This window comes from Brasilonema octagenarum UFV-OR1, assembly GCF_963888615.1.
Classification (GTDB): domain Bacteria; phylum Cyanobacteriota; class Cyanobacteriia; order Cyanobacteriales; family Nostocaceae; genus Brasilonema; species Brasilonema sennae.
Genome location: NZ_CAWPKW010000193.1, coordinates 1 through 22,470, shown reverse-complemented (window position 1 = coordinate 22,470; position 22,470 = coordinate 1). Strand labels below are relative to the sequence as shown.

Annotated in this window: 12 protein-coding genes and 1 pseudogene; 6 read left to right on the top strand and 7 right to left on the bottom strand. The window is 40.4% G+C overall.

The features are described 5' to 3' along the window. Positions 1 to 133 precede the first annotated feature (133 nt). The gene (locus AC5590_RS13685; RefSeq protein ID WP_169264198.1) at positions 134 to 1,384 is read right to left on the bottom strand and encodes a glycosyltransferase family 4 protein; all 1,251 of its coding nucleotides are present in this window, start codon (positions 1,382 to 1,384) and stop codon (positions 134 to 136) included. Positions 1,385 to 2,434: 1,050 nt separating this feature from the next. Here AC5590_RS13685 and AC5590_RS13680 point away from each other — a divergent pair. Further along, on the top strand, positions 2,435 to 3,397 hold the full coding sequence (locus AC5590_RS13680; RefSeq protein ID WP_169264197.1) for an NAD-dependent epimerase/dehydratase family protein: 963 nt from the start codon (positions 2,435 to 2,437) through the stop codon (positions 3,395 to 3,397). Positions 3,398 to 3,426: 29 nt separating this feature from the next. Here AC5590_RS13680 and AC5590_RS13675 read toward each other — a convergent pair whose 3' ends face one another. From AC5590_RS13675 to AC5590_RS13650, 6 genes are all read right to left on the bottom strand, one after another. Beyond that, on the bottom strand, positions 3,427 to 4,686 hold the full coding sequence (locus AC5590_RS13675; RefSeq protein ID WP_169264196.1) for a glycosyltransferase family 2 protein: 1,260 nt from the start codon (positions 4,684 to 4,686) through the stop codon (positions 3,427 to 3,429). A gap of 97 nt (positions 4,687 to 4,783) precedes the next feature. Then, positions 4,784 to 5,251 (bottom strand): DUF2141 domain-containing protein, encoded by a 468-nt coding sequence (locus AC5590_RS13670; protein ID WP_169264195.1) that lies wholly within the window; start codon positions 5,249 to 5,251, stop codon positions 4,784 to 4,786. A 189-nt stretch (positions 5,252 to 5,440) separates the two neighbouring features. After that, a complete protein-coding gene (locus tag AC5590_RS13665) occupies positions 5,441 to 6,430 on the bottom strand; it encodes a glycosyltransferase family 2 protein (protein ID WP_169264194.1) in 990 nt (329 codons plus the stop codon). 117 nt (positions 6,431 to 6,547) lie between these two features. Further along, a complete protein-coding gene (locus AC5590_RS13660) occupies positions 6,548 to 7,552 on the bottom strand; it encodes an NAD-dependent epimerase/dehydratase family protein (protein ID WP_169264193.1) in 1,005 nt (334 codons plus the stop codon). A 237-nt stretch (positions 7,553 to 7,789) separates the two neighbouring features. After that, positions 7,790 to 8,968, bottom strand: a complete 1,179-nt coding sequence (devC, locus tag AC5590_RS13655) for an ABC transporter permease DevC (protein ID WP_169264192.1) — start codon at positions 8,966 to 8,968, stop codon at positions 7,790 to 7,792. 197 nt (positions 8,969 to 9,165) lie between these two features. Next, positions 9,166 to 10,392: an ABC exporter membrane fusion protein gene (locus AC5590_RS13650; protein ID WP_169264191.1), complete on the bottom strand. Its 1,227-nt coding sequence runs from the start codon at positions 10,390 to 10,392 to the stop codon at positions 9,166 to 9,168. Positions 10,393 to 11,430: 1,038 nt separating this feature from the next. On the opposite strand from AC5590_RS13650, the gene AC5590_RS13645 reads away from it, so the two are divergent. From AC5590_RS13645 to AC5590_RS13625, 5 genes and pseudogenes are all read left to right on the top strand, one after another. Next, complete coding sequence (locus AC5590_RS13645) at positions 11,431 to 12,792, top strand: ParB/RepB/Spo0J family partition protein (protein ID WP_169264190.1); 1,362 nt, start codon at positions 11,431 to 11,433, stop codon at positions 12,790 to 12,792. A gap of 777 nt (positions 12,793 to 13,569) precedes the next feature. After that, complete coding sequence (locus AC5590_RS13640; protein ID WP_169264189.1) at positions 13,570 to 13,857, top strand: hypothetical protein; 288 nt, start codon at positions 13,570 to 13,572, stop codon at positions 13,855 to 13,857. A 376-nt stretch (positions 13,858 to 14,233) separates the two neighbouring features. Then, positions 14,234 to 19,797, top strand: a pseudogene (locus AC5590_RS13635) (beta-ketoacyl synthase N-terminal-like domain-containing protein). A gap of 171 nt (positions 19,798 to 19,968) precedes the next feature. Beyond that, positions 19,969 to 20,493 (top strand): hypothetical protein, encoded by a 525-nt coding sequence (locus tag AC5590_RS13630; RefSeq protein ID WP_169264188.1) that lies wholly within the window; start codon positions 19,969 to 19,971, stop codon positions 20,491 to 20,493. A 65-nt stretch (positions 20,494 to 20,558) separates the two neighbouring features. After that, positions 20,559 to 22,304 carry an SDR family NAD(P)-dependent oxidoreductase gene (locus AC5590_RS13625; protein ID WP_169264187.1) on the top strand — a complete coding sequence of 582 codons (1,746 nt, stop codon included), beginning with the start codon at positions 20,559 to 20,561 and terminating at the stop codon, positions 22,302 to 22,304. The last annotated feature ends 166 nt before the right edge of the window (positions 22,305 to 22,470 follow it).

Here is a 22,470-nt window from a genome sequence, read left to right as displayed (position 1 = left end):
GGGCTTGTGTGTACACACATCTCGCTCAAAACCTCACCCTCGCTTTTTGCGTAGCAAAAATCTTTCCCTCTCCGAATTCGCGGAGAGGGATGCCCGATAGGGCAGGGTGAGGTTCCGTTGCCGTCTCGTACTCCTATAGCTGTTTACGTACTCCAACAAGCTCATAAAGTTTATTCTCAAACTTCTCCATACAGGCAGACCAATCAAATTCAAGTATAGAGAAGCGAGCGTGTTGAGACATTTCTTCTTTGAGGTCAGGATTTTCAAGAATTGAAATCACCTTGTCAGCAAAATCAGTTGAGTTATTTGGTTGGGCTAACAAGCCGTTAAAACCGGGTTTGATTTGCTCTGAGGTTGAGGGTGCAATAGCAGCAACAACAGGAGTACCAGAAGCCAATGCTTCGTTATTTGATGTGCAGAAGTTTTCAGTGAGTGAGGGATTGACAAAAACATCTGCACGAGCATACCAGCCTAAAAGTTCTGTTCCGTGGGACTCGCCCCATACAGTCACACCTGATTTAAACTCTTCAGCACGCTTGCGGATTTCTGCATCATAAGGACCACTTCCAATAATGACCAAATGGACATCAGGAATTTTGGCAGCGATGAGTGGATATGCGTCTATAAGTTGGGTAACATTCTTTTCTGCGGTAATGCGTCCGACAAAAAGAAGGGTTGGTCGGTTATCGTTGGGGATAGGGTTATAACAGATGTTTGCTGGATTAAATTTTTGACAATCAACTCCTTGGTAAGGGAGATATTCACTACGTTGAGATTTCATTTCTTGGTACTTAGCAAGCTGTTCTCGGGAAGAAAAGAAATTGACATCATAAACTTCGCTGAACTGCTTAATCAAAAAGGGAATGATCGGACTAATCAAGCTGAAAAACTGATTTCCTAAGTAATATTCGATATAAGCAACAATATCTGTATGAAACAGAGATATTATCGTGGTACCTGTTCGCTTTGCGTATTCACTCCCAATTGGACGACCGTAACCTTGTAAATAAAGTGAGTAAAATCCTCTGATTTGTGCCGCTTCTTCAACGACTATAATATCAGGCTGGAACTTTTCTAATAACTTAGTATCACTCCAATGCCGATAGTGTAATGGTTGTGGAAGAGACTTGTAAAATATTAGCGGCTGTGTGGGAAATGCGTAATCAGAAAAATTAGGGAAAGCTTTTAACTCTTCTATCCCTGGCATGGGACGATTGCTCACAGATTTGGGATACTGGTCGTTGATTTGAGGGTGAATAAGAAAGACTTCATGTCCTTGCTGTAACAACCAACGAACCCGCTGGTGTACTGCTACAGAAACTCCTGTTAAAAAAGGAGCATACAAGCTTGTAAAAACCGCAATGCGAAGAGGTTCCTTGTTCATAATTTCTATGTATTTTTGTATTTTTGCAAAGCTAAAAACTGGTGTCCAACAGAAGTACAGTTATCAGCAATAGCCCAGATAAATTTAGGATTTACGCATTGCGAGAGATTATTAGTAAGCAGAAAATATTTTCTGTTTTTACTAACCCTGACTTGAAAATAGAACGGGCTGCGCCCTTGCACTCTACATCAACTCAGAACCCACCAACTCAGAACACAGAAAAAAGAAGATAAATTTTTATGTGTCCGGTGGTTTGCAGTTCATGATAGCTGCTATTTTTATTGTTTGAAAGTTAAAGTCTCATCATTAACTCTGGATATCTTCTTTCCAGCCCTTTTCAGAAATACCAATTTTCATTGATTATCTATTTTACTGATTGTGAGTCAATTCAATTTATGCTGTTGACTGCTATTTTATATTTTATTGCAAATATAACTGATGAATCTGCAACAAAATTATCAAATTCTAGTTTGTATAAAAACCTCACTAATGTTCCTCTGTTACAGAAATAAATAATTTGCTTGTTGTCAATGTAGTATTTTTTCAGTGATAGTCATACTAAAATGATATATAAAATATCCTAGAAATTAAGAAATTCTATGTTAGAGTGAATCTGGCTCATATCAACTAAAGATGACTGTTTATTGCTCCTTATTTTTAGCAAGTGTATATGTTTTAGAATGTTTGGTAAAATTCGTACACTAAGTGTTAAGAGGATAGATAAAGCAAAAGGTGACGACTCCACATACTCACTGCAACGAGCGTTAATGTAGGTTGGTGAAGAAATTTCTAAGCACCGAAGAGCTTCTAAAAGAAGATAAAGGAAGCGACTATAGTGCTTCACTTACCTACCCAATTTAAAAAAGTGAACTAGCACTTTGAATACCATTACAAACTCATCAAAAGCTAAGTGAAAAGCTGGCAAGATTAGATATTTTCTGCGTATTTTGTACATCTTAGAAAGTACGCTTTTTTCCTTGTGTTCAAGTTGTATAGTTTTTTTGAAAAAGGCTTGAACAGTAAACGTAGTAAAACTAAGGAGACAAACGAATGCGTGTGTTTGTGACTGGTGGGTCGGGGTTTGTTGGTCGCAACCTAATAACCACTCTTGTGCAACAGGGAGTTGAAGTACAGGCGTTGGTAAAATGGGAGACTGAAATTGACATACTCAAGTCCTGTGGTGCTGTTCCAATCTTTGGAGATATTAATGATTTCGAGGTACTGAAGTCTGGGATGGAAGGATGTACAGTTGTCTTTCATGCAGCGGCAAAGGTAGATGACTGGGGAGTTTTAGAAGAGTTCGAGAAAGTTAATATAAATGGCACAGAACAAGTCATTGCTGCAGCAAGGGAAACAGGTGTATCACGCCTTGTTTATGTGAGTAGCGAAGCTGTATTGATTGGAGGAAAAGCAATCATTAATGCTGATGAAACTCGACTTCGTCCTGTAAAACCATTAGGTCCTTATCCACTGACTAAAGCGATCGCAGAAACAAAGGTCATTGAAGCAAACTCAGCTGAACTCACAACAGTGGTGGTTCGTCCGCGTTTTGTGTGGGGAAAAGGAGACACCACATTGTTACCACGCTTTGTTAAAGCTATGCGCAATGGAGAGTTTGCCTGGATTTCCGGAGGTCGCTATCTGACTTCTACCTGTCACGTAAAAAACTTGTGTGAAGGGCTGATTTGTGTGGCAGAACGAGGAAAGGGTGGTGAAATTTACTTCATTACTGATGGTTCGCCTGTGGAATTTCGAAGCTTTATTACAGAGTATGCACGTACTCAAGGAGTTGAACCAGGTAGACTCAGCATACCACGTTGGTTAGCCTGGACATTAGCATGGAGTTTAGAGAGGATTTGGGATCTGTTAAAGCTTAAAGGTTCACCTTCAATCACCCGAACAGGGTTGTCTATGATCGGGTCCCAAGTCACAGTAGATGATAGCAAAGCACGACGGGAACTGGGTTATACACCAGTGATTTCACGACAAGAGGGATTGTTAGAGATGGTATAGAAACAAGTTGTAAGAAATATGAGCTGATGTCATATAGACACCTTACTATTATCAGCTCGATTTGAAACCTGATAAGGGCGATATTCAACTAGGCGGATGTTCCAAGGACTTTTGATTCGATAAGTCACGCCACGCCAGTTGACTTTTCGCATCCCTAGGGATGATACCATCGCTAACCCATAAACCCACTGTGTCAAAGGAATCGCTATTAGCATTTTCACTACTGTTAGAGCTGACAATTTTGTCATCGGCTCACCATGTTTGCGAATCACTTGCTGTACCCCTTGCTCCAATGTCAACATCATTAGGAGTAATCCCACCGTATAAATGCTAAAGCAGCCAAACGACAAACCTGCAATATTCCATTCTCCGCTCAACAACGCCACCAGAAACAACACTATGACGAGAGTAGGCATCAGTATGCTGGAAACAACATCACTAACTACAGCCAACCACAAAGGGTGATAAAGCCGAGCCGACAGTAGTTGGCGCATTAGCGAGTATCTTAAGCTCGGTAATTCGCACTCTTCCCGATTGAGCATTATTAGAGAAGGCACAAACTTGACTTGCATCCCATGTTTTTCCAAGACCTTGCGGATCATGGTATCTTCGTTGAAGGCTTGCCCCCACTTATCTAGCAGTTCTGTTCGGTGAAGTAGTTCTGTTTTCACAGCCAAAGTACCACCCCAAGGAATTCGGAACAAGTACATTTGCACCACTGTAGATACATTGCCTACGTACCGCACCAAAGACCCCCAATATCTACCTGTCGGCAGGTACCAACGGTTACCCGTTGTCGCCCCGACTTTGGGATGGGCTAGAGGGCTGACTAATTCACGCAACCAATTGGGATGGACGACTGTATCAGCATCTACTAGGGCAACGACTTTGTAGGAATCGTCCAACTCCGAGACAGCTTGTATTAGGGAACTGCATTTGAGACTGCAACTTTGGCGCGCTATCCTCAAAGGACTGATTTGGACGTTGGTCGCTTTTTGCTCACGGATGGTATCAGTAGCAATTTTCCAAGCCGGATCTTCGTGACTATCAACGATCAGCTTTAAATCATATTGTGGGTAGTTCTGGTTCAGTAGCGATCGCAAGCAATGAGTCAGAAACGGATCAGCTCCGCGTAAACAGAGAATAACCGCAGTTTTGGGCAATTGCTCGTCTGGTAATGAGTTTTTCTGGGATAAGCGCAGGTACAACAAAAAAACAACCGTAAAACATACCTGAATAGCCAACCAGCCCAGTAAAGACTTAGACAGGAATATCGCCAACTCTTTCATAATTCGGTGTAGTTTTTTATTCAGTGAACAGTTATCAGTAAACAGTTAACAGCGTTAGCTTCAAATCACTGATAACTGTTCAGTGGAATTTGATGTTTTATGGGTCGAGCGAATATTTCATGACTATATTGATGGTTGTATTTTGTTTCAGCAGAAAACTCGCATCGCGAAACTTTGGTGTACCCGTTGCTATTGATACAGTAGGATTTTCGGAAATACCAAATCCTTCTTTTGGAATACCGAAAAAGTCTTTGTTTAGTTTGTGGTCTCCATTTTCGTCATCAACAACGGCGACAGCATAAGTTCCTGGCTTCAAGCCTGAGAACTGCTTCTTCACAGAACTTCCTGTTATCTTAGTGCAGCCACTTTGTACTTCACTGGTATTACTATCAGGAAATCCTTTTTCACCGGAGTATACTCTTAGGCAAACTTGACCGTTTTTGTGATGTAGCCCATTAACTACGACAGTGAGTGTTGCAGTGGATTCTGCATTCACTGTTCTAATTAAACTGATGCTTGCTACGATAGCGAGAAAGAAAGTGTTGGCTTTAAATATTCTAAGCATAATTTTCAATAAGTTCTTTTACCTTTGTCTTGAGAAGTAATGTGTAGAGACGTAGCATTTATGTGCTCTACATTGCTTGGTAACAGTTTTGGTTTCAGCACTAACTGTATTGCGGTATAAATAGCTTCTGTCTGTAATATCAAGCCTGTATATCGCCAGTTACAGACTTGATATTAGAATGGAATTAAGTTAATTTCCAAAAAAGCTTGCCTGTTCTTGTATTGATTTTCTTTGCAAACGTTTAGAGAACACTTGAGCCGCTAGAAGCAGGTCTTTTATCAAAAGATATTCTGTTCCTTTTAGCTTTTTTAGCAAACTTACATGGCAACATATTCGCTCATGGTAATTGAGTGGAACATACCATATGGAGAGCAAATACTCCCAAAAGATTCTCCAATGTGGAAACAGAATTTTCCCTTTTTTAGAGGAATCAAACCACACTGTATAGGCATAGAAATCAGGCAGCATACTCAATGAGTATTGCGGATTATTGTTAGTAAACGACAAATAATCTGGAAAATACAGACTCAATGATTGTTGTGAATGGCTTCTAGCAAAGAATAGGTATTCAGGAATTTCATAAAACCGTCCAAGCAGACCAAGTCTTAACAAGAAAATGGCGTCTGCAGCACCATGACTACCTATAGGTGGTGCCTTTCTGAGGGCGCTTGCGCGTATCACCCCGTAAGTTTGGTAAGAGAGGTAATTACTAAGAAGCTCATGAAAACGCTTGTGTGGCTTTGGTGAATCTGTCTGGAGTTGAATATCGTAGTTTTGTAGGAATTTACCGTGTTCGTCAATGAAATAAGTTTTGGAATGACACAAGATAAGGGTAGGATCTTGGTCAAGTACCTCAATGCACTTCATCAAAAAATCTGGAGCATGCAGATCATCATGGGCAGCCCATTTGAAGTACTCACCTGAAGACAATTCAAACACACGATTAAAATTACAGGCGCCGCCGATATTCTTTTCGTTACGGTAGTAACGAATGCGTTTATCTTTAACAGCGTATGCTCTACAAATTTCCTCAGTCTTATCTGTAGATGCATTATCTGAGATAATTAGCTCAAAATCTTCAAATGTTTGAGCCAAAAGTGAATCTATGGCTTCTTTTAAAAATTTCTCACCATTGTATACAGGCAGTCCAATGCTCAATCTTGGCTGGTTATTGGTCATAAAAAAAGGATGCAGAGATTCCGTGAGATATGAGAGTTGTTGCTTAACAAGAAGTTTATGGAGAAACTTCTTGTTGTTTGGAGTCTGGAGTAAAAAGTAAAGTATTGCCCGACAACTTTATTGAACAAATTTTTGAAGGTCTGTTTTTTTAAGCCATTCCTGTGTCAGCCGCATACCCTCTTTCAAATCAATTGTTGGTTGATAATTTAACCGGTTTTGTGCTTTCGCAATTGAATACGCGTAAGGGCGAGTCATAAAATCTACAACTTCTGGTAGAAGATCGGCTTCTTTGCGAAAAAGTTTTTGTCCTTGATAGCGCAACTTGAGAAATAATTTCAGTTCATCTTTTGGTAAAGAAAAGGGTGCGGCTAAACCTGCTACCTCTGCTAAGTGTGTAAAATATTCTTTCCAAGTTGTTTCTTGCCCATCAGTGACGTTGAAGATTTCCCCGTATGCTTCTTTTTCGATAGCAAGAAAGATAGCATCAATCAGGTTATCAACGTACACATGATTAATGACTCCTCGACCATCATTAGCATATGCAAATAATTTTTGCTTCATCATCATAAGTGGTCGAATTGTCCAGGGAATACTCCCAGGTCCGTAAACATCTCCTGGTCTAATAATAATGATGCCAAAATTGCCAGGATCGTTCAGTTCTAGAAGTGCTTTTTCAGCTTCTATTTTTGTTTGACAGTAAGGATTATCTTCACCACGTAATGGTCCATCTTCTGTGATGCGGTCAGGATAGTTAAAACCGTAAACTAAAACGCTTGAGAGATGAACAAAAGTTTTCACTCCAGCATTTTTAGCAGCTTTAGCTATGTTAACTGTTCCCTCAACATTTCTCTCACGAAATTTATCGAGTGAACCACCTTCTTTAGCCAGTTCATCTGTGTGTAAAACTATGTCTACTCCAAGACATGCCTTTTGAGCAGCAGTCGGATCAGTGACACTGCCATAAATCACCTTAGCACCCAAGTTTTGTGCTTTTTTATTCTTATCTGAAGAATCTTGTAATCCACAAACCTTCATCCCTTGTGCCATAGCTAGTTCAGTAGCACGCAAGCCAATAAATCCGCTAATTCCAGTGATGAGGAGAGTTTTGTTGTTCAGGTTCATAGAGGATAAAAGATAGAGGATTGTAATGAAAAACTGGAGTCCTTTTTAAGCACTAATCTTTCGTCATTAGCAGCCACCGCGTTACGTTCTGTTGGAGGATTCCCCCTCGTGGAGTGCAAGTGGCATTCATTTATATTGACAAACGAAAAATAACTAATGACTAATAGACCTCTTCAAAAATCATTTTTAGTGCAAGCGCGGTAAAGGTTTCATAGCGATTTTTGGAGAAGTCTAATGCTAAAAAATCTCTGCTGGATCTGTAGAGCGAAGCTTGTTAACAGCTAGTGATCCAGAAATGATACACATTAATATTGTTGACATGAAGACGATGATTGCATTGTTCACAGACATCATTATTGGTAATTTAGTGACTTGCATCGCAAAATTATATAAACCTAAAGAAAATATAAATCCAGGTATATAAGCTAAAACTGCCAATATGATAGCCTGCTGAAAGACAACGTTAAATAGATAATTGTTTGCGTAGCCTATAGCTTTTAAAGTTGCATAAGCAATTAATTGATTGGCAATATTACTGTAAAGAATTTGATAAACAATAACGATACCAACGACTGAAGCCATTGATAACATGAGATTCAGGATAAAACCAATTGGTGTTCTGTTAGCCCAATATTCTTTTTCAAAGTCAATAAATTCTTGACGAGTAAAAACCAAGATATCATTAGCTAAGTTACCTTGTAACTCTCGCTGAATATTTTGTGGATTAACACCAGGCTTAAGGGTTATTGCACCTATATCTATCATTTCTGATGGACGGCTATTTTGAAATATTCTCAAGAAGCTAGAGTCACTGACAATTAAATTTCCATCTACCCCAAACGAGGAACCTAAGCTGAACAAGCCACCCACTCTCACTCTATAACCAGATAATGAGTTAAACGGAAAAATCTCAATAAATTGTTCTGTCTTTTCTTTTTCAAATCTTTCAGCAATATTTCCAAATTCTGGTCGAGAATTACGGTCAAAAAGCACAACATCAGGGATTTGAATTTTATCTAAATTTGCCTCAATTTCTGGAAGATCCATAACAGGCTTTCCTGGTTCAAAGCCAATAACATATATTGAGTATTTTTGACCGTTAACAGGATTTTTCAATTTCGCAAATCCTATATACATAGGACTGACAGACTCGACTCCATTAAACCCCAAAGCTTGATACAAGCGAGTCCGGAAAAAGCTTTGATTTGCTGTTAATGCTTTGTATTGAGAACTGACTAAAAATAAATCACCTTGGAGATGTCGATGCACTTGGGTTGCGCTGGTATAAAGAGCATCTTGGAAACCAAGTTGGATAAACATCAAAATTACAATAAAACCAATACCGGCGACAGCCACAAGAGAACGAAATTTGTTTCGGACAAGTTGCAGCCATGCCAAAGGAATTTTAACAGCCATGATTCCAGCCTTTAATACAGTTCTCAGTTATAGGACTCATATTTGATTTTTGCGAAGCTAGGTACACTTTCTGTTAAGCGTTCCCTGTTAAGCGTTCCCTGTTCCCTACCTCCACGAGTCAATTCACCAAATCAAACCAGATTCCTATATCAGTTATCAGTTAGCAATAATCAGTTCCAGTTATCAGCTATCACTGTTCACTGATGATTGTTCACTGTTGACTGAATGTGAATGGCGACATCCACTTGTAAATTGGTTAAACCTGCGACTCTTTGACTATCTGCTGGATCATCAATACGGATTTTCACCTGAATGATTCTGCGGTCTGTATCTGCTGCTGGATTGACACTGAGGATATTTTGTCTGTCAACTTGCAAACCAATTTCACTTACGGTTCCTTTTATTTTTTTGGAGAACGCAGTGCTGGTGATGGTCGCTTTTTGACCGATACGGACTTTGCTAATATCAGTCTGATAAATTTCTGCCTCTACATACATTTGAGATGTTTTGCCTATGTCAACAATCCCTTCATTAGTGCTCACTTCTCCTGTTTTGGCGTGAACTTTCAAAATTCTTCCATCTATGGGAGATTTGAGATACGTTAAATCGTAGTCTGCTTTTGCTTGTTGGACGGCAGTGATAGCGCTTTGGACTTGAACATCTGCCAATTTAACATCGACAACACGTACTTCTTTGATACTCCCCAGTTTGGCTTTTGCCTCCCTAAGCTGATCGTTGATTGTGTTGACAGTGCTATTAAGATCTGCTTGAGCTGCTGTCAGTTGCTGTTGCACTGTCTGTTGTTGCAAACGCTTGCTGTCTGCTGTGGAAGCAGAAATGGCTCCTTGGTTGTAGAGTTGCTGATATCGATTGTTTTCGGTTTGAGCATTTTCTAATTCAGCCTGCAAACGAGTAATTGTCGCTCGCTTAGTCGCCGTATCTCCTTTTAATTGTGATTCCAAGCGAGCGATCGCCGCTTTTTGAGCGTCTACCTCTCCTGTTTTAGCTCCAGCTTTCACTTGCGCCAGTTGAGCTTGAGCAATTTGAACTTTGTCTGAAGCTTGTTGTAGAGCGGCTTTAGCGCGAGCATAACTTTCTAATAAAGCCACAACCTGTCCACTGCGAACCTCATCTCCTTCTTTGACCAACATTTTTTCAACTCGGACACCAGAGAGTGAGCTAGGAGCAAACAATCTAGTAACTTCACCTTGAGGCTGCAAACGTCCTAACCCAGTCACAGCAACTCTGACAATCCTTGCTGGGGCCGTCTTTGGCGCTTTTACTGCCTGAGTGTGAAGGTTGGATCTTCTTGCTAAATTATGAAATAATACAAGTCCCGTTGCTGAAGCAACAAGAGCTGCTAATAAAATTGGCCACCGATAGGTGGGTTTGGTGTATAACTGACTTCCTTTTTCTGTTGCCATCTTTCATCTCAATTGTGTCATGTTGAAGATTAGTCTAAATACCTACATCTATTGATTGCCGTAAATAGATATGAAAATTTTTCAAGAGAACTTTTCCTGCATAGCTCTGATATTTTTGACTGGAAAAGTCTTAATAACTTTTATAAACTCTTCTACGTAATTGCTTAGAACAAAACGACCCAGAATAACTATGTCGGTAGTAAAATGTATTGTATTGTTACATCGAAATCCACTATTTTATCCAATATTTCTATTGGATAAATGACTTTAAAGACCTAAAGATAGTATTTGAGAGATCTCAGTCTCAAGTAACACGAAGCGACGTTATATCTAATTTACAAAAACCTGTCTTCCATACTCGCAAAAAACTTTTATATTGTCAACAGAAAATTTATATATTTCATCGCATTTTTTTTACTCTGTTAAAGTTTTAGAGAACAGAGTGTAGAGAAAAGATTGTTGTCAAAAATACAAACATAAGAAAAATCTGAGAACGTTTTTCAATTGATTTCACTATATCTATCCCTTTCTCACTCTCTCACTTCCTCTGTGTTTAAAACGTAGTCTATATACCTGAAAATTACTGTAGCTTCTGCCTTTCGCGCACAAGCATAAAACTCAAATGCTAAAATAGGGAACTTTCTTATGGCGATTAACTTCCGTAATTTTAAGCCTAGCCTACTAAGAGCAATCAATCATGATAAAAGACAAAGGTTTAAAAATGAAGTAAGAATGAATATACAGATATCATTCTCAAAAATCCAAAACGCGTAGCGCCGCGAGCGGAGCGTGGCGGTCTCATTCAAAAATATTAATTTGTTCAACAGCTTTCTTCCGTGTTTTGGAGCAATCCGTGAAATTTACGATTCACCATCCAATTTATACTTTATTCTTTATATGACTATCAGCACAGTGGACAGACATAAAACATTTTTATCAAAGTTCTTATGAAATTTCTGTTTTTGATAGTACTGATTAAATAAACTAGCGATATCTTATTGTTAGTGTTTTCGCTGACAACACTAAAGAGCAGTAATTATGCCTATAAAGTCAGTACCCATAGACCAAATTAAAATAGGTCATAACCGCCGTCCAATCAACGGCGACAAAGTTGAGGAGTTGAAAGAATCAATTCAGGCTAATGGTCTATTGAACCCGATCACAGTAGACCGAAAACTGAACTTGATTGCTGGGCTACACCGTCTGACAGCTTGTCGGCTCCTTGGTTTAGAAAAAATCGAGTGTAATATTGTTGATTACGAAGATGCTGATCAAGCGCGTTTGGCGGAGATTGACGAGAACTTTATCCGCAATGAGTTAAAACCTCTAGAGCGAGCAGAAATGCTATTGGAACGCCAGAAAATTTTGGACAGACTCGGACTCATCGCCAAAGCAGGGGATAACCAACATACCCTCAAAGGTCGTGAAATGATTTCACCACCTGCCAAAACGAATTTAGAGTTTGCCAAAGAAATTGGATACAGCGAGCGTAGCTTGCAGCACGATAAGCAGATAGCCAAAGATATTCACCAAGAAGTCAAAGAGAAAATCAAAGGTACGCCCATCGCTGATATAAAAACGGAACTGCTCAGGATAGCTAGAGCGGGGACTAAAGAACGTACTTTAGCAGAACAAGCAGAACAAAGTTTGGAGTTAGCTCAGGCTAAAAAAGATAAGCAAGAAGCCCAACAGCAAGCTAAAATAGCGGCACAATCGCGACTTAGGCAACAAGAGTTACAGTTGCAAGCCTTTAAAATTGCTATGGCAAAGAGAGAAGCTAAGTTGGCTGCAAAGAAAGCGAAATCTTTAGTTGAGGAGCATCAAGCAGGAAAAGCAACAGTTGGGCAAGGTAAGCCTTGGGTTAATGTTGGTGACGAATGGATACTCAATCAACAGCATCTCGTTTATTGTGGAGATACTGCTGGTAAACAATTTACAAACCTGCTTCCTGGTAATGCGGCTCTAGCCATTGCGACTCTTTCCCCGAGTTGGAATCATGATTACTTAATAAATGAAGCTAGAATTGTCGCTGTGCTACGCTCCGAGGGTAACATTTATAATTTTTGCAGTCGCACATCTATGCCATTTCAATACGAATTAGTCCTTAACAATTTGTATGTAGGTCTTTTTTCGCGCCAATCAATATCCAAGCCACAGATACCAATTCATATAGAAGGAGTGGAGGGAATAGTTGCTTACTTACTAAATATGTATACAAATCCAAATAATTTTGTCATTGCCCCATTTATGGGACACGGTGAAATTCTGATTGGTTGTGAAAGGATGGCACGTACCTGTTTTATTGGAGGTGAGAATCCAGAATTGATCAGTCGCGGAATTATGCGCTGGCAAGAGTGGACTGGTAAGTCAGCTTCAAAAACCGAATCATCTGAACTATAAAGTTGGGTTGGTTTGGTTCACTTCAAACCAACCTAGCTTGAAAATAGGGAACGCTTAACGCTTGCAGCGGTTTTCATCCCAAGGTTTGTGGGATTTTCTGATGAATGCCTGTTTTGAAAAGAGCAGCTAAAAATTACAAGAACTGTCATGTTCTTATCAAACTATTCTGTTAGTGTATGCATTTGTTAAATCGCCCATGAATTAAAAAAAAATACATTACAACGGTTTTCTATAAGGTGGGCATTGCTCACCCGGAGGGTGAGCAGTTCCTTCTCCCAAAGGGAGACGCAATCATGCGAACAACGGGGGGAACCCCCGCAACGGACTGCTCACCAATATCTCAAATGTCTATCAGATAGGTCTATTCATATGAAAACCGCTGTAATTGCTTCCTGAAAACAAATTTTATCTAAAAACCTTAAGAAATAACTTAAAAAACGCTAAACAATAGTAAGCACCTATACTTTTTGATGTTTGAAAAACTTTATGTATGCAAAAAATCAATTGGATTTTTCAAATTGCTAAAAACGAACTATTCATTTTTTTTGGTTTATGCTAGTCTTTTTATTAATTATCATGCTTCCAGGTAATAAGTATTGAGTTAACGAAAAATGAAACATAAAAAATGCTCTGCCTGCTATCACGTGGTGCTCATGCACTTATGTTTCATCTTTTCCATTTCTTCGGATTGAGAGGGGTGTTTTTTCGGTAACGGATTTGTCAAATTTGATTTGTCAAACTCCATAGAATATATTATCTTGAACGTTTAAACTGGCCATGGGATTTATCAAGATAGAGAACGTTGTTATTAACACCAGCTACGTTGCCGCAGTTATACTCAATCATCAAACTAGCTCTGGAGAAAAAAGCGTTTCTGTCCTCATAGCTACTCCCAAGTTTACATTGTCTCAGTCGGAAACAATTTCTCAAAATCCTCAGAATCACTTGCCTTCTGAATGGATCGAATTTACGGGTTCTGCAGCTAACGCACTACAGGACTATTTTACAAGTTTCAATAATGTGATCGATCTACTACCACAACATCAGGAGTCAGGCATTGTATAGCATGTTTAGGAAAAATTGCTGTGATACTGCCAAAATCTCCGAGAAGCCTAAGAGCATTAACTCTCCGGGATTGTATCTCTTAAGCTGTCACGCTAAAAGAAGTGCATATAACTAGGGGCTAGACCAATTGCTAACACTGATTTTCTTCATTCATTTTGTATGCGCAAAGCGCACGCCAGAGGCGAACGCGCAGCGTGCCCGTAAGGCATACTTTGAATTTTGAATTTTGAATTGTTATGTGGTGTTGATTGGAACTGAATCTTTTACTGTTTGCAGATAGAATAGCTGCTGAAAATAGGAAATAGTCCTTTTTTGACTCGCCACATAAATCACTGTAGTTACACAAAACACACTACTCACAATTAGTCTATGTTCTATGTCTGCTTATTCAATTGATACTGCGTTTGCGGAATTGGAAGCCCAGGTCAATAACTTTGAAAAGGCTGTGTATAAGTCTATTGAGGAGAAAAAAACGATGTCTGATAAATCCTTGTCCGTTAACAAAATTAATAGAAAATTACAAGATAATCCTATAGCCATCGTTGGTATGGCTTCTCTTTTCGCAAAATCTCGAAACTTACGAGAGTACTGGCAAAATATTATTAATAAAGTTGACGGTATTACTGACGTTCCATCGACACACTGGAATATAGAAGAATACTATGATCCTAATCCTAGAACACCTGAGGAAAAAACCTACTGCAAAAGAGGTGGATTTATCCCAGACGTTGATTTTAACCCAATGGAATTTGGAATTCCTCCTAGCATCTTAGAAGTGACGGATGTGGCGCAACTCTTAAGTTTAGTCATTGCAAAAGAAGCAATGGAAGATGCTGGCTATAATACATCCCGCGAGTTTAATCGCGAGACGATTGGGGTTATTTTAGGTGTCGCAGGAAACCAATTGGGATTACCACTTGCCGCCAGGTTAGAGTATCCCGTGTGGGAAAAGGTGCTTAAAAGCAGTGGCTTATCCGATGAGGATACACAAAAAATTATCAAGAAAATTAAAAGCGCTTACGTCAACTGGGATGAGAATGCTTTCCCTGGGATGTTAGGTAACGTTGTTGCTGGCAGAATTGCTAACCGTTTAAATTTAGGCGGAATAAACTGTGTCGTTGATGCTGCTTGTGCCAGTTCATTAGCTGCCCTAAAAATGGCAATTAGTGAACTCGTAGAACATCGCTGCGACATGATGCTAACTGGTGGAGTTGATACTGACAACACCATCATGGCTTATATGTGTTTCAGCAAAACACCTGCTGTCTCTCCTAGCGACAATGTCAAACCCTTCGACGCTAAGTCTGATGGGATGATGCTAGGTGAAGGTATCGGTATGGTTGTCCTTAAGCGCTTAGAAGATGCTGTACGAGACAACGATAAAATTTACGCTGTCATTAAAGGAATTGGCACCTCCAGCGATGGACGGTATAAAAGCATTTATGCTCCCCGACAAGAAGGACAAGTCAAAGCCTTACAGCGTGCTTACGATGATGCAGGTTTTTCACCTGAAACCATCACCTTAATGGAGGCGCACGGTACAGGTACGATGGCTGGTGACCCCACCGAATTTGGGTCACTGAGAGAATTTTTCGGGGAAAACTCACACAAGCAGTACATTGCACTTGGTAGTGTGAAATCTCAAATCGGACACACAAAAGCTGCTGCAGGTGCTGCAAGCTTAATAAAAACTGCTTTAGCGCTACATCACAAGATACTACCGCCAACAATTAACGTTACTGAACCTAACCCCAAACTCAATATCCAAAATTCGGCGTTTTACCTAAATACCGAAACAAGACCTTGGATTCGTGCTGAAGGGGAAGCACCAAGACGTGCGGGTATCAGTTCTTTTGGCTTTGGTGGTACAAACTATCACGTTGTCTTGGAAGAATACGAAGCTGAACAAGAGCGTGCTTACCGTATACACAACACTCCCGGTGAGGTGCTGCTGTTTGCTCAAACTCCTGCACAGTTATTAGCAAACTGTGAACAGATTTTGGGTAAATTGCAATCGCAAGATGGTAACAGAAATTACGTGGAGCTTGTAGAGGAATCTAAATCAAAAGACATTCCTCTTAATACAGCCAGAGTTGGATTTGTTGCAGCTTCTTGTGCTGAGGCTTGCAAATTGCTGCAAATCAGTATTGAGTTACTGAAAACCAGAACCTCAGATTCCTCTTGGGAGCATCCCCAGGGAATTTACTACCGTTCTTCTGGTCTTGAGTTGACAGGAAAAGTTGTTGCTTTGTTTTCTGGACAAGGTTCTCAATCCTTGGGTATGGGTCGAGAATTGGTGATGAATTTCCCAATTCTGCGGCGTCTTTTTGGCTACATGGATAGCCTTTTGCTCAAAGATAATTTACAGCCGGTGTCGGAAATCGTTTTTCCCCGTCCTGTGTTTGAGGAAGTGGAAAAAAATACCCAAATTGTTGCATTACAGCGTACAGAATATGCTCAACCAGCAATTGGGATGTTGAGTGCAGGGCTATATAAAATACTGCAACAAGCTGGATTTAAGGCAGATTTCGTTGCAGGACACAGCTTTGGAGAACTCACAGCATTGTGGGCTGCGGGTGTTTTGAGTGAGGAAGATTACTGCTTCTTAGTGAAAGCTAGGGGACAAGCAATGGCGGCTCCCCAAGATCCTGATTATGATGCAGGAGCGATGTTAGCTGTCAAAGAAGAAGTCGGCAAGGTAGAAGCAGTTCTCAAGCATTTCCCTCGGGTGACAATTGCTAATCTCAATTCTCCCCGTCAAGTGGTGTTAGCAGGACCTGCAGTGGAAATAGCAAAAATACGGCAAACTCTACAAGAGCAAGGATATGCAGCCGTTTTGTTACCTGTATCAGCAGCCTTCCATACACCCCTGATTGCTTTTGCTCAGAAAGCCTTTGCCCAAGCTATCAAGAGTACCAGTTTCCAAAATCCAAAAATACCTGTTTACACTAATGTGACAGGCAAGCAGTACCCCAAGGAAGCAGCAGAAGTCTCTAGAATTCTAGAGACTCACATCTCTAATGCGGTGCTGTTTAAGCAGGAAATTGAAAATATTTATGCGTGTGGTGGTTCTTGCTTTGTTGAATTTGGTCCCAAGAAAATTCTCACGGGTTTGGTGAAAGATATTTTAGGCGATCGCCCCCACCTCACCGTCGCTTTAAACCCCAGCAGCCAAAAAGATAGCGATCGCTCTCTAAGAGAAGCCGTTGTCCAATTACGCGTAGCTGGTTTGTCTTTGAAAAACCTCGACCCCTACCAACTACCACAACTTATACCCGCAACCGAGAAAAGCAAAGGGTTGAACGTGCGTTTAAATGGCATCAACTACGTGTCAGAAAAAACAAAAATGGCATTTGAGCAAGCTTTGCAGGATGGACACAAAGTGAAATTACCTGCAAACACATCTGAAAATAACGCTCATATTGACTCCAAATCACTCTCCGCGACACTCACCACCATCACCACCACTCCCCCAACGGTTGCAGAAAGTAACGGACACACAAATAAATCCCTACTTCCCGTCAGCGAGAAGATTGAGGATAAGGGAACGGAACAATTCAAAATTCAGAACCTGGAATCTTCCTCATCTCCCCCAACTCCCCCAACTCCCCCAACTCCCTCCACTCCCCCACTTCCTCTCAACCGATTCCACAGCCGAAAATGCCAAAAAATCCAGATCAACCCGTGAGCTACCAACAAGTTTTAGCAAGCTTAGAATACGTCCTGACACAATTTCAGCAAAATCAAAGCGACAGTTTACAAGTTCACGGACAGTACCTCAGCCATCAGATGGAATATGCCAAAACCTTTTTCCAACTGATGCAGCAGCAGAATTCTTTGTTTGCCAACAGCAAATCTTCAGAAGAAGCTGCACAGCTTAAGGCAGTTCTTATGGAAAGCTTAGAGCGTGGTATGATGCAGTTTCACGCTCAACAAGGTGAAACTCTACGCGTTCACGAGCAATATCTCAACACTCAGGTAGAATACACCACAAACTTTTTGCAACTCATACAGCAAGAGTATGCACAGGTTGTCAATGCTGAGGTGCCAAGAACTCAACCTGTGGTGTTTCTTGACGAAACAACAGCCGCAAATAAAAAACGTGAACGTCTGATTGCTTTAGATACAACAACTATTAAACAAGACAGTTCAGTTCCTCCTACTCATCAAAAACCAGCAACTGAAGCACAGCTACATTCAGTTGTAGAAATTGGTACTCAAACGCAGACACACAAAGCAACGGATTTTGTGAGTACGAATGAGTTCTCAGTAAGTCCGACAAATAACTTATCCGTTACATCTGATGCCCCATCTGTTGTCCCCCTCCCCATCTCCTCACCTGTAATCACCGAAACTGTAGCAGTCACAACAGAAACCGCCCCCACAGATACTTCTACATCTGGTGCCCCATCTGTCATCACCGAAACTGTAGCAGTCGCGACAGAAAGCGCTCCCACAGATGCTTCTACAACGACTTCTGATATCAGTGTAAATGTAGCTGATTTGGGCACAAACCTGTTGGCAATCATCAGTGACAAAACAGGTTACCCAGTAGAGATGTTGGATATCAACATGGATATGGAGGCAGATTTAGGGATTGACTCCATCAAGCGTGTGGAAATTCTGGGAACAATGCAGGAAATGTACCCAGACTTGCCCAAACCAAATGTGGAAGAACTGGGAGAACTACGCACGATTGGTCAAATTGTCGAATGTTTGCAAAAGACTGCTTCTTCATCTGTTGCGGTGACATCTATTGCTGTAGAAACTCCGATTTCTATACAAGAGGATGCAAAAATACAGGAGCAAGTGGAGATTGAGAATTCTTTCATTACCTTATCACCTGAGTTCCCCATCTCTTCTCCCACCCTAGTGAGCGAAAGTGTCTCAGTTACTGAAGAAGCAGAAGCACCAGACACAGATTTAACAGATCTCGGTCAAACCTTGTTAGCAATCACGAGTGAAAAAACAGGTTACCCAGTAGAGATGTTGGATTTGAACATGGATATGGAGGCAGACTTAGGGATTGACTCCATTAAGCGTGTGGAAATCTTGGGGACAATGCAGGAGATGTACCCCAACTTGCCTAAACCGAATGTAGAAGAACTGGGAGAACTGCGTACTATTGGTCAAATTGTAGAGTATCTGCAAAAGTTAGTTGGTACGGAAAAAAAAAAGTCTCTGAACAAGTCCTCCAACCCATCGGGTAACTCAAACAACAATCCTCTGCGTCGTCAAGTCAAACTGAAAATCCTGCCTCAACCAGATTTTCTAGATTTCACCTTACCAGAGGGGCACATCGCTTTACTCACCGATGATGGGTCCCTCACCACTTCCAAATTGGCTCAACTTCTCACCGAACAAGGCTGGAAAATCGTTGTTCTCAGTTTTCCTCAATCGCTGGTTCCACAACACTCACCTTTACCCTCAGGAGTCAATCGCGTAAATCTTGTTGATTTAAGTGAGGAACATCTGCAACAACAATTAGCCATCATTTCCACTCAATATGGTTCAATTGATGCCTTCATCCATCTCAATCCCTTATTTGAAGTCATCTACAACGGCAAAATTCCTTATCTTGAACAGGAAAAGGCAATTGTTAAGCACGTTTTTCTCATAGCAAAACACCTGAAAAAATCCCTAAATGAAACCACACATTCTGGACGTAATTGTTTTTGCACTGTGACTCGTCTTGATGGAGCCTTTGGATTAGGACAAAATGTTAGCTTTGGTCCCATCAGTGCTGGTTTATTTGGATTAACTAAAACTCTCAACTGGGAATGGCAACAGGTGTTTTGCCGAGCAATTGACTTGAGTCCTCAGATTGGTGCAGAACAGTCAGCACAGCACATTTTTGCTGAGCTACATGATCCCAATCGTTACATTACCGAAGTTGCTTACAATTCACATGAAAGAGTCACCTTGATTAGTGCTCCCTAAATTTAACCAGAGAGGAAAGACGAGGAAGTTGGGATGAATTAACAAGTGTGGGAGTGTGGGACAAAAGTTATTGAGCATTAACTTTTTTCTCCCTCTCTTTCTTTCTCCTTTTTTTCCTCTCTTCTTTTCTCCCTCTTTTCTTCTCTCCCTCTTTCCCTCTCACCTAAAACTATGCTCTATAATCAAGAAATTCATTATCTTGGTCGCGTTCTCGATAGAGAGAAACAAGCTCCTATAAGTGGAGCTAAAGTCTTAATAAATTTGTCCGGTTATTCTTGTGTTGTCTATAGTGACTTAGAAGGAATTTATCATTTTAAAGTTCCATTTGATAACCACAATGTTTTTGAAGGAGAAATAACCATAGAAGCAAAGGGTTACAAAACATACTATTCCTTCATGAGACTATATCCGGATGAAAGAGACCTTGGTGATATTCGACTAGTCTATCCTCATTCTCATCAGGAACAGGAAAAAAATGATAATTTACTCACAATTATAGCAGGAATCATGATAGTGTTAGCTTTAATTGTAGCAGCACTAACTTTGCCTCCGCCTCAAGAAACACCGCCTCAAGAAACGCCAGATACTCGCATCAATCTTCAACAAAACATTTACTTTTCAAGCCAGCCTGCAGTTATTCAAGGTTTTTCTCTTTCAATCAATTGTCAGAAATCCGGCTATGAACTAGCCTCTTAATCCCAAGGTTTCAAGAGGTTTAAAAATCATTTTTCTAACAATCCGACAAAGTAAACGGGTAATTTATGACACTAATCACTACGATCCGTCCAACATCAGTTTTTCTCGTAAGTGGCGGCGCAAAAGGAATTACAGCTAAGTGCACTATCAAATTAGCACAACACTCCCCTTGCAAATTTATTCTCATAGGTCGTTCCGAACTCCTAGACAAAGAACCAGATTGGGCTAAAGATTGTTTTGACGAACCAGTGTTGAAAAAGCGCATTATGGAATACCTTCTCTCACTGGGAGAGAAGCCCATACCTGTAAATGTACAAAAGCTCTATAACAAAGTCATCTCTAATCGAGAAATAAAACAGACTTTAGAAGCGATTCAACAAGTAGGAGGTCATGCTGAATACTTGAGCGTTGATGTCACGAATGGAGAGGAATTAAAACAGAAACTGAAGATTGTTACTGAGCGTACTGGATCGATTAATGGCATTATACACGGTGCTGGTAATTTAGCTGATAAATTGATTGAAAAGAAAACAGAACAGGATTTTGAGAAGGTTTATACAGCTAAAGTTAAAGGTTTGGAAAATCTTTTATCTTGTATCAAACCCAGTGAACTGGAGTATTTGGTTTTGTTTTCTTCTGTCACAGGTTTTTATGGAAATGTTGGTCAGACGGACTATGCGATCGCCAACGAAATTCTCAACAAATCAGCCCATCTCGTCAAGCAACGTTACCCCGAATGTCATGTTGTGGCTATAAATTGGGGTGGCTGGGATAGTGGTATGGTGACACCACAATTGAAAAAAGAGTTTGCCCGACGTGGTATTGAGATTATCCCTGTTGAAGTTGGAACGCAAATGCTTGTCAACGAACTGCATCCTGCTAACCGCCAAACAGCACAAGTTGTCATTGGTAGCCCTCTTATTCCGCCTCCTGCACCACTAAACCCCGAACTACAAACCTACCGCATTCGTCGCAAACTATCACTTGCAGCTAATCCATTTTTACTCGACCATACCATTGCTGGTAAACCAGTTTTGCCAGCGACTTGTGCGGTATCCTGGATTGTCGATGCTTGCGAACAACTGTATCCAGGTTACAGATTTTTCAGTAACACAGATTTCAAAGTTTTGAAGGGAATTACTTTTAATGAAACCTTAGCAAGTGAGTATATTTTAGACTTGCAAGAAGTTTCTAAAACTGATTCGCAAGAAATCATCTTTCAAGCAAAGATATGGAGTAAAACTCCAGAAGGTAGAACTAATTATCATTTCAGTATTGCTCAAGTTCGGCTAGTGCAAGAACTACCTACTAGTCCTACTTATGAACCATTAAATCTTGAAGAAGATAACATCATCACGATTACTGGTAAAGATTTTTATCAAGCAAAAACAACATCTCTGTTTCCATTGTTTCATGGAGACTCTTTTCAAGAACTCAAAAAGGTCTTAAACATTAGTCCTGAAAAAATCACAGCTGAGTGTATTTGGTCTGAAATTACAGATCAACAACAAGGACAATTTCCTATTGGGTGGGTTAATCCTTATTCAATTGACCTGAGTACCCATCCTTTATGGATTTGGATGCAGCATTTTCATCAAGAAATCTGCTTACCCGCAGGGCAGCAAAAATATGAGCAATACACGCGGGTTCCCTGCAATACGCCTTTTTACGTTTCTTGTGAAATTAAGACGAAAACAGCAAGTAGTATAGTCGCTGATTTTATCGTACATGATGTTCAAGGAAAAGTTTGCTCGCGTCTGTTGGGAGGTAAAGGGACTATTATACCAACTCAATCCTTGAGAAGTAATTAACGAGAAAACAAGTGCAATTTAGCTCTTATTCCCTACCTCAGCTAGGGAATGCTTACCAGAAGGTCTCTTTTTTAAACGTGCTAAGTAGGTCAACATAAAATACGATTGTTGGGATTGCTGAGTCCCAAAGGGACACGCTGCGCGTTCGCTCTTAGCGTGCGCTTTG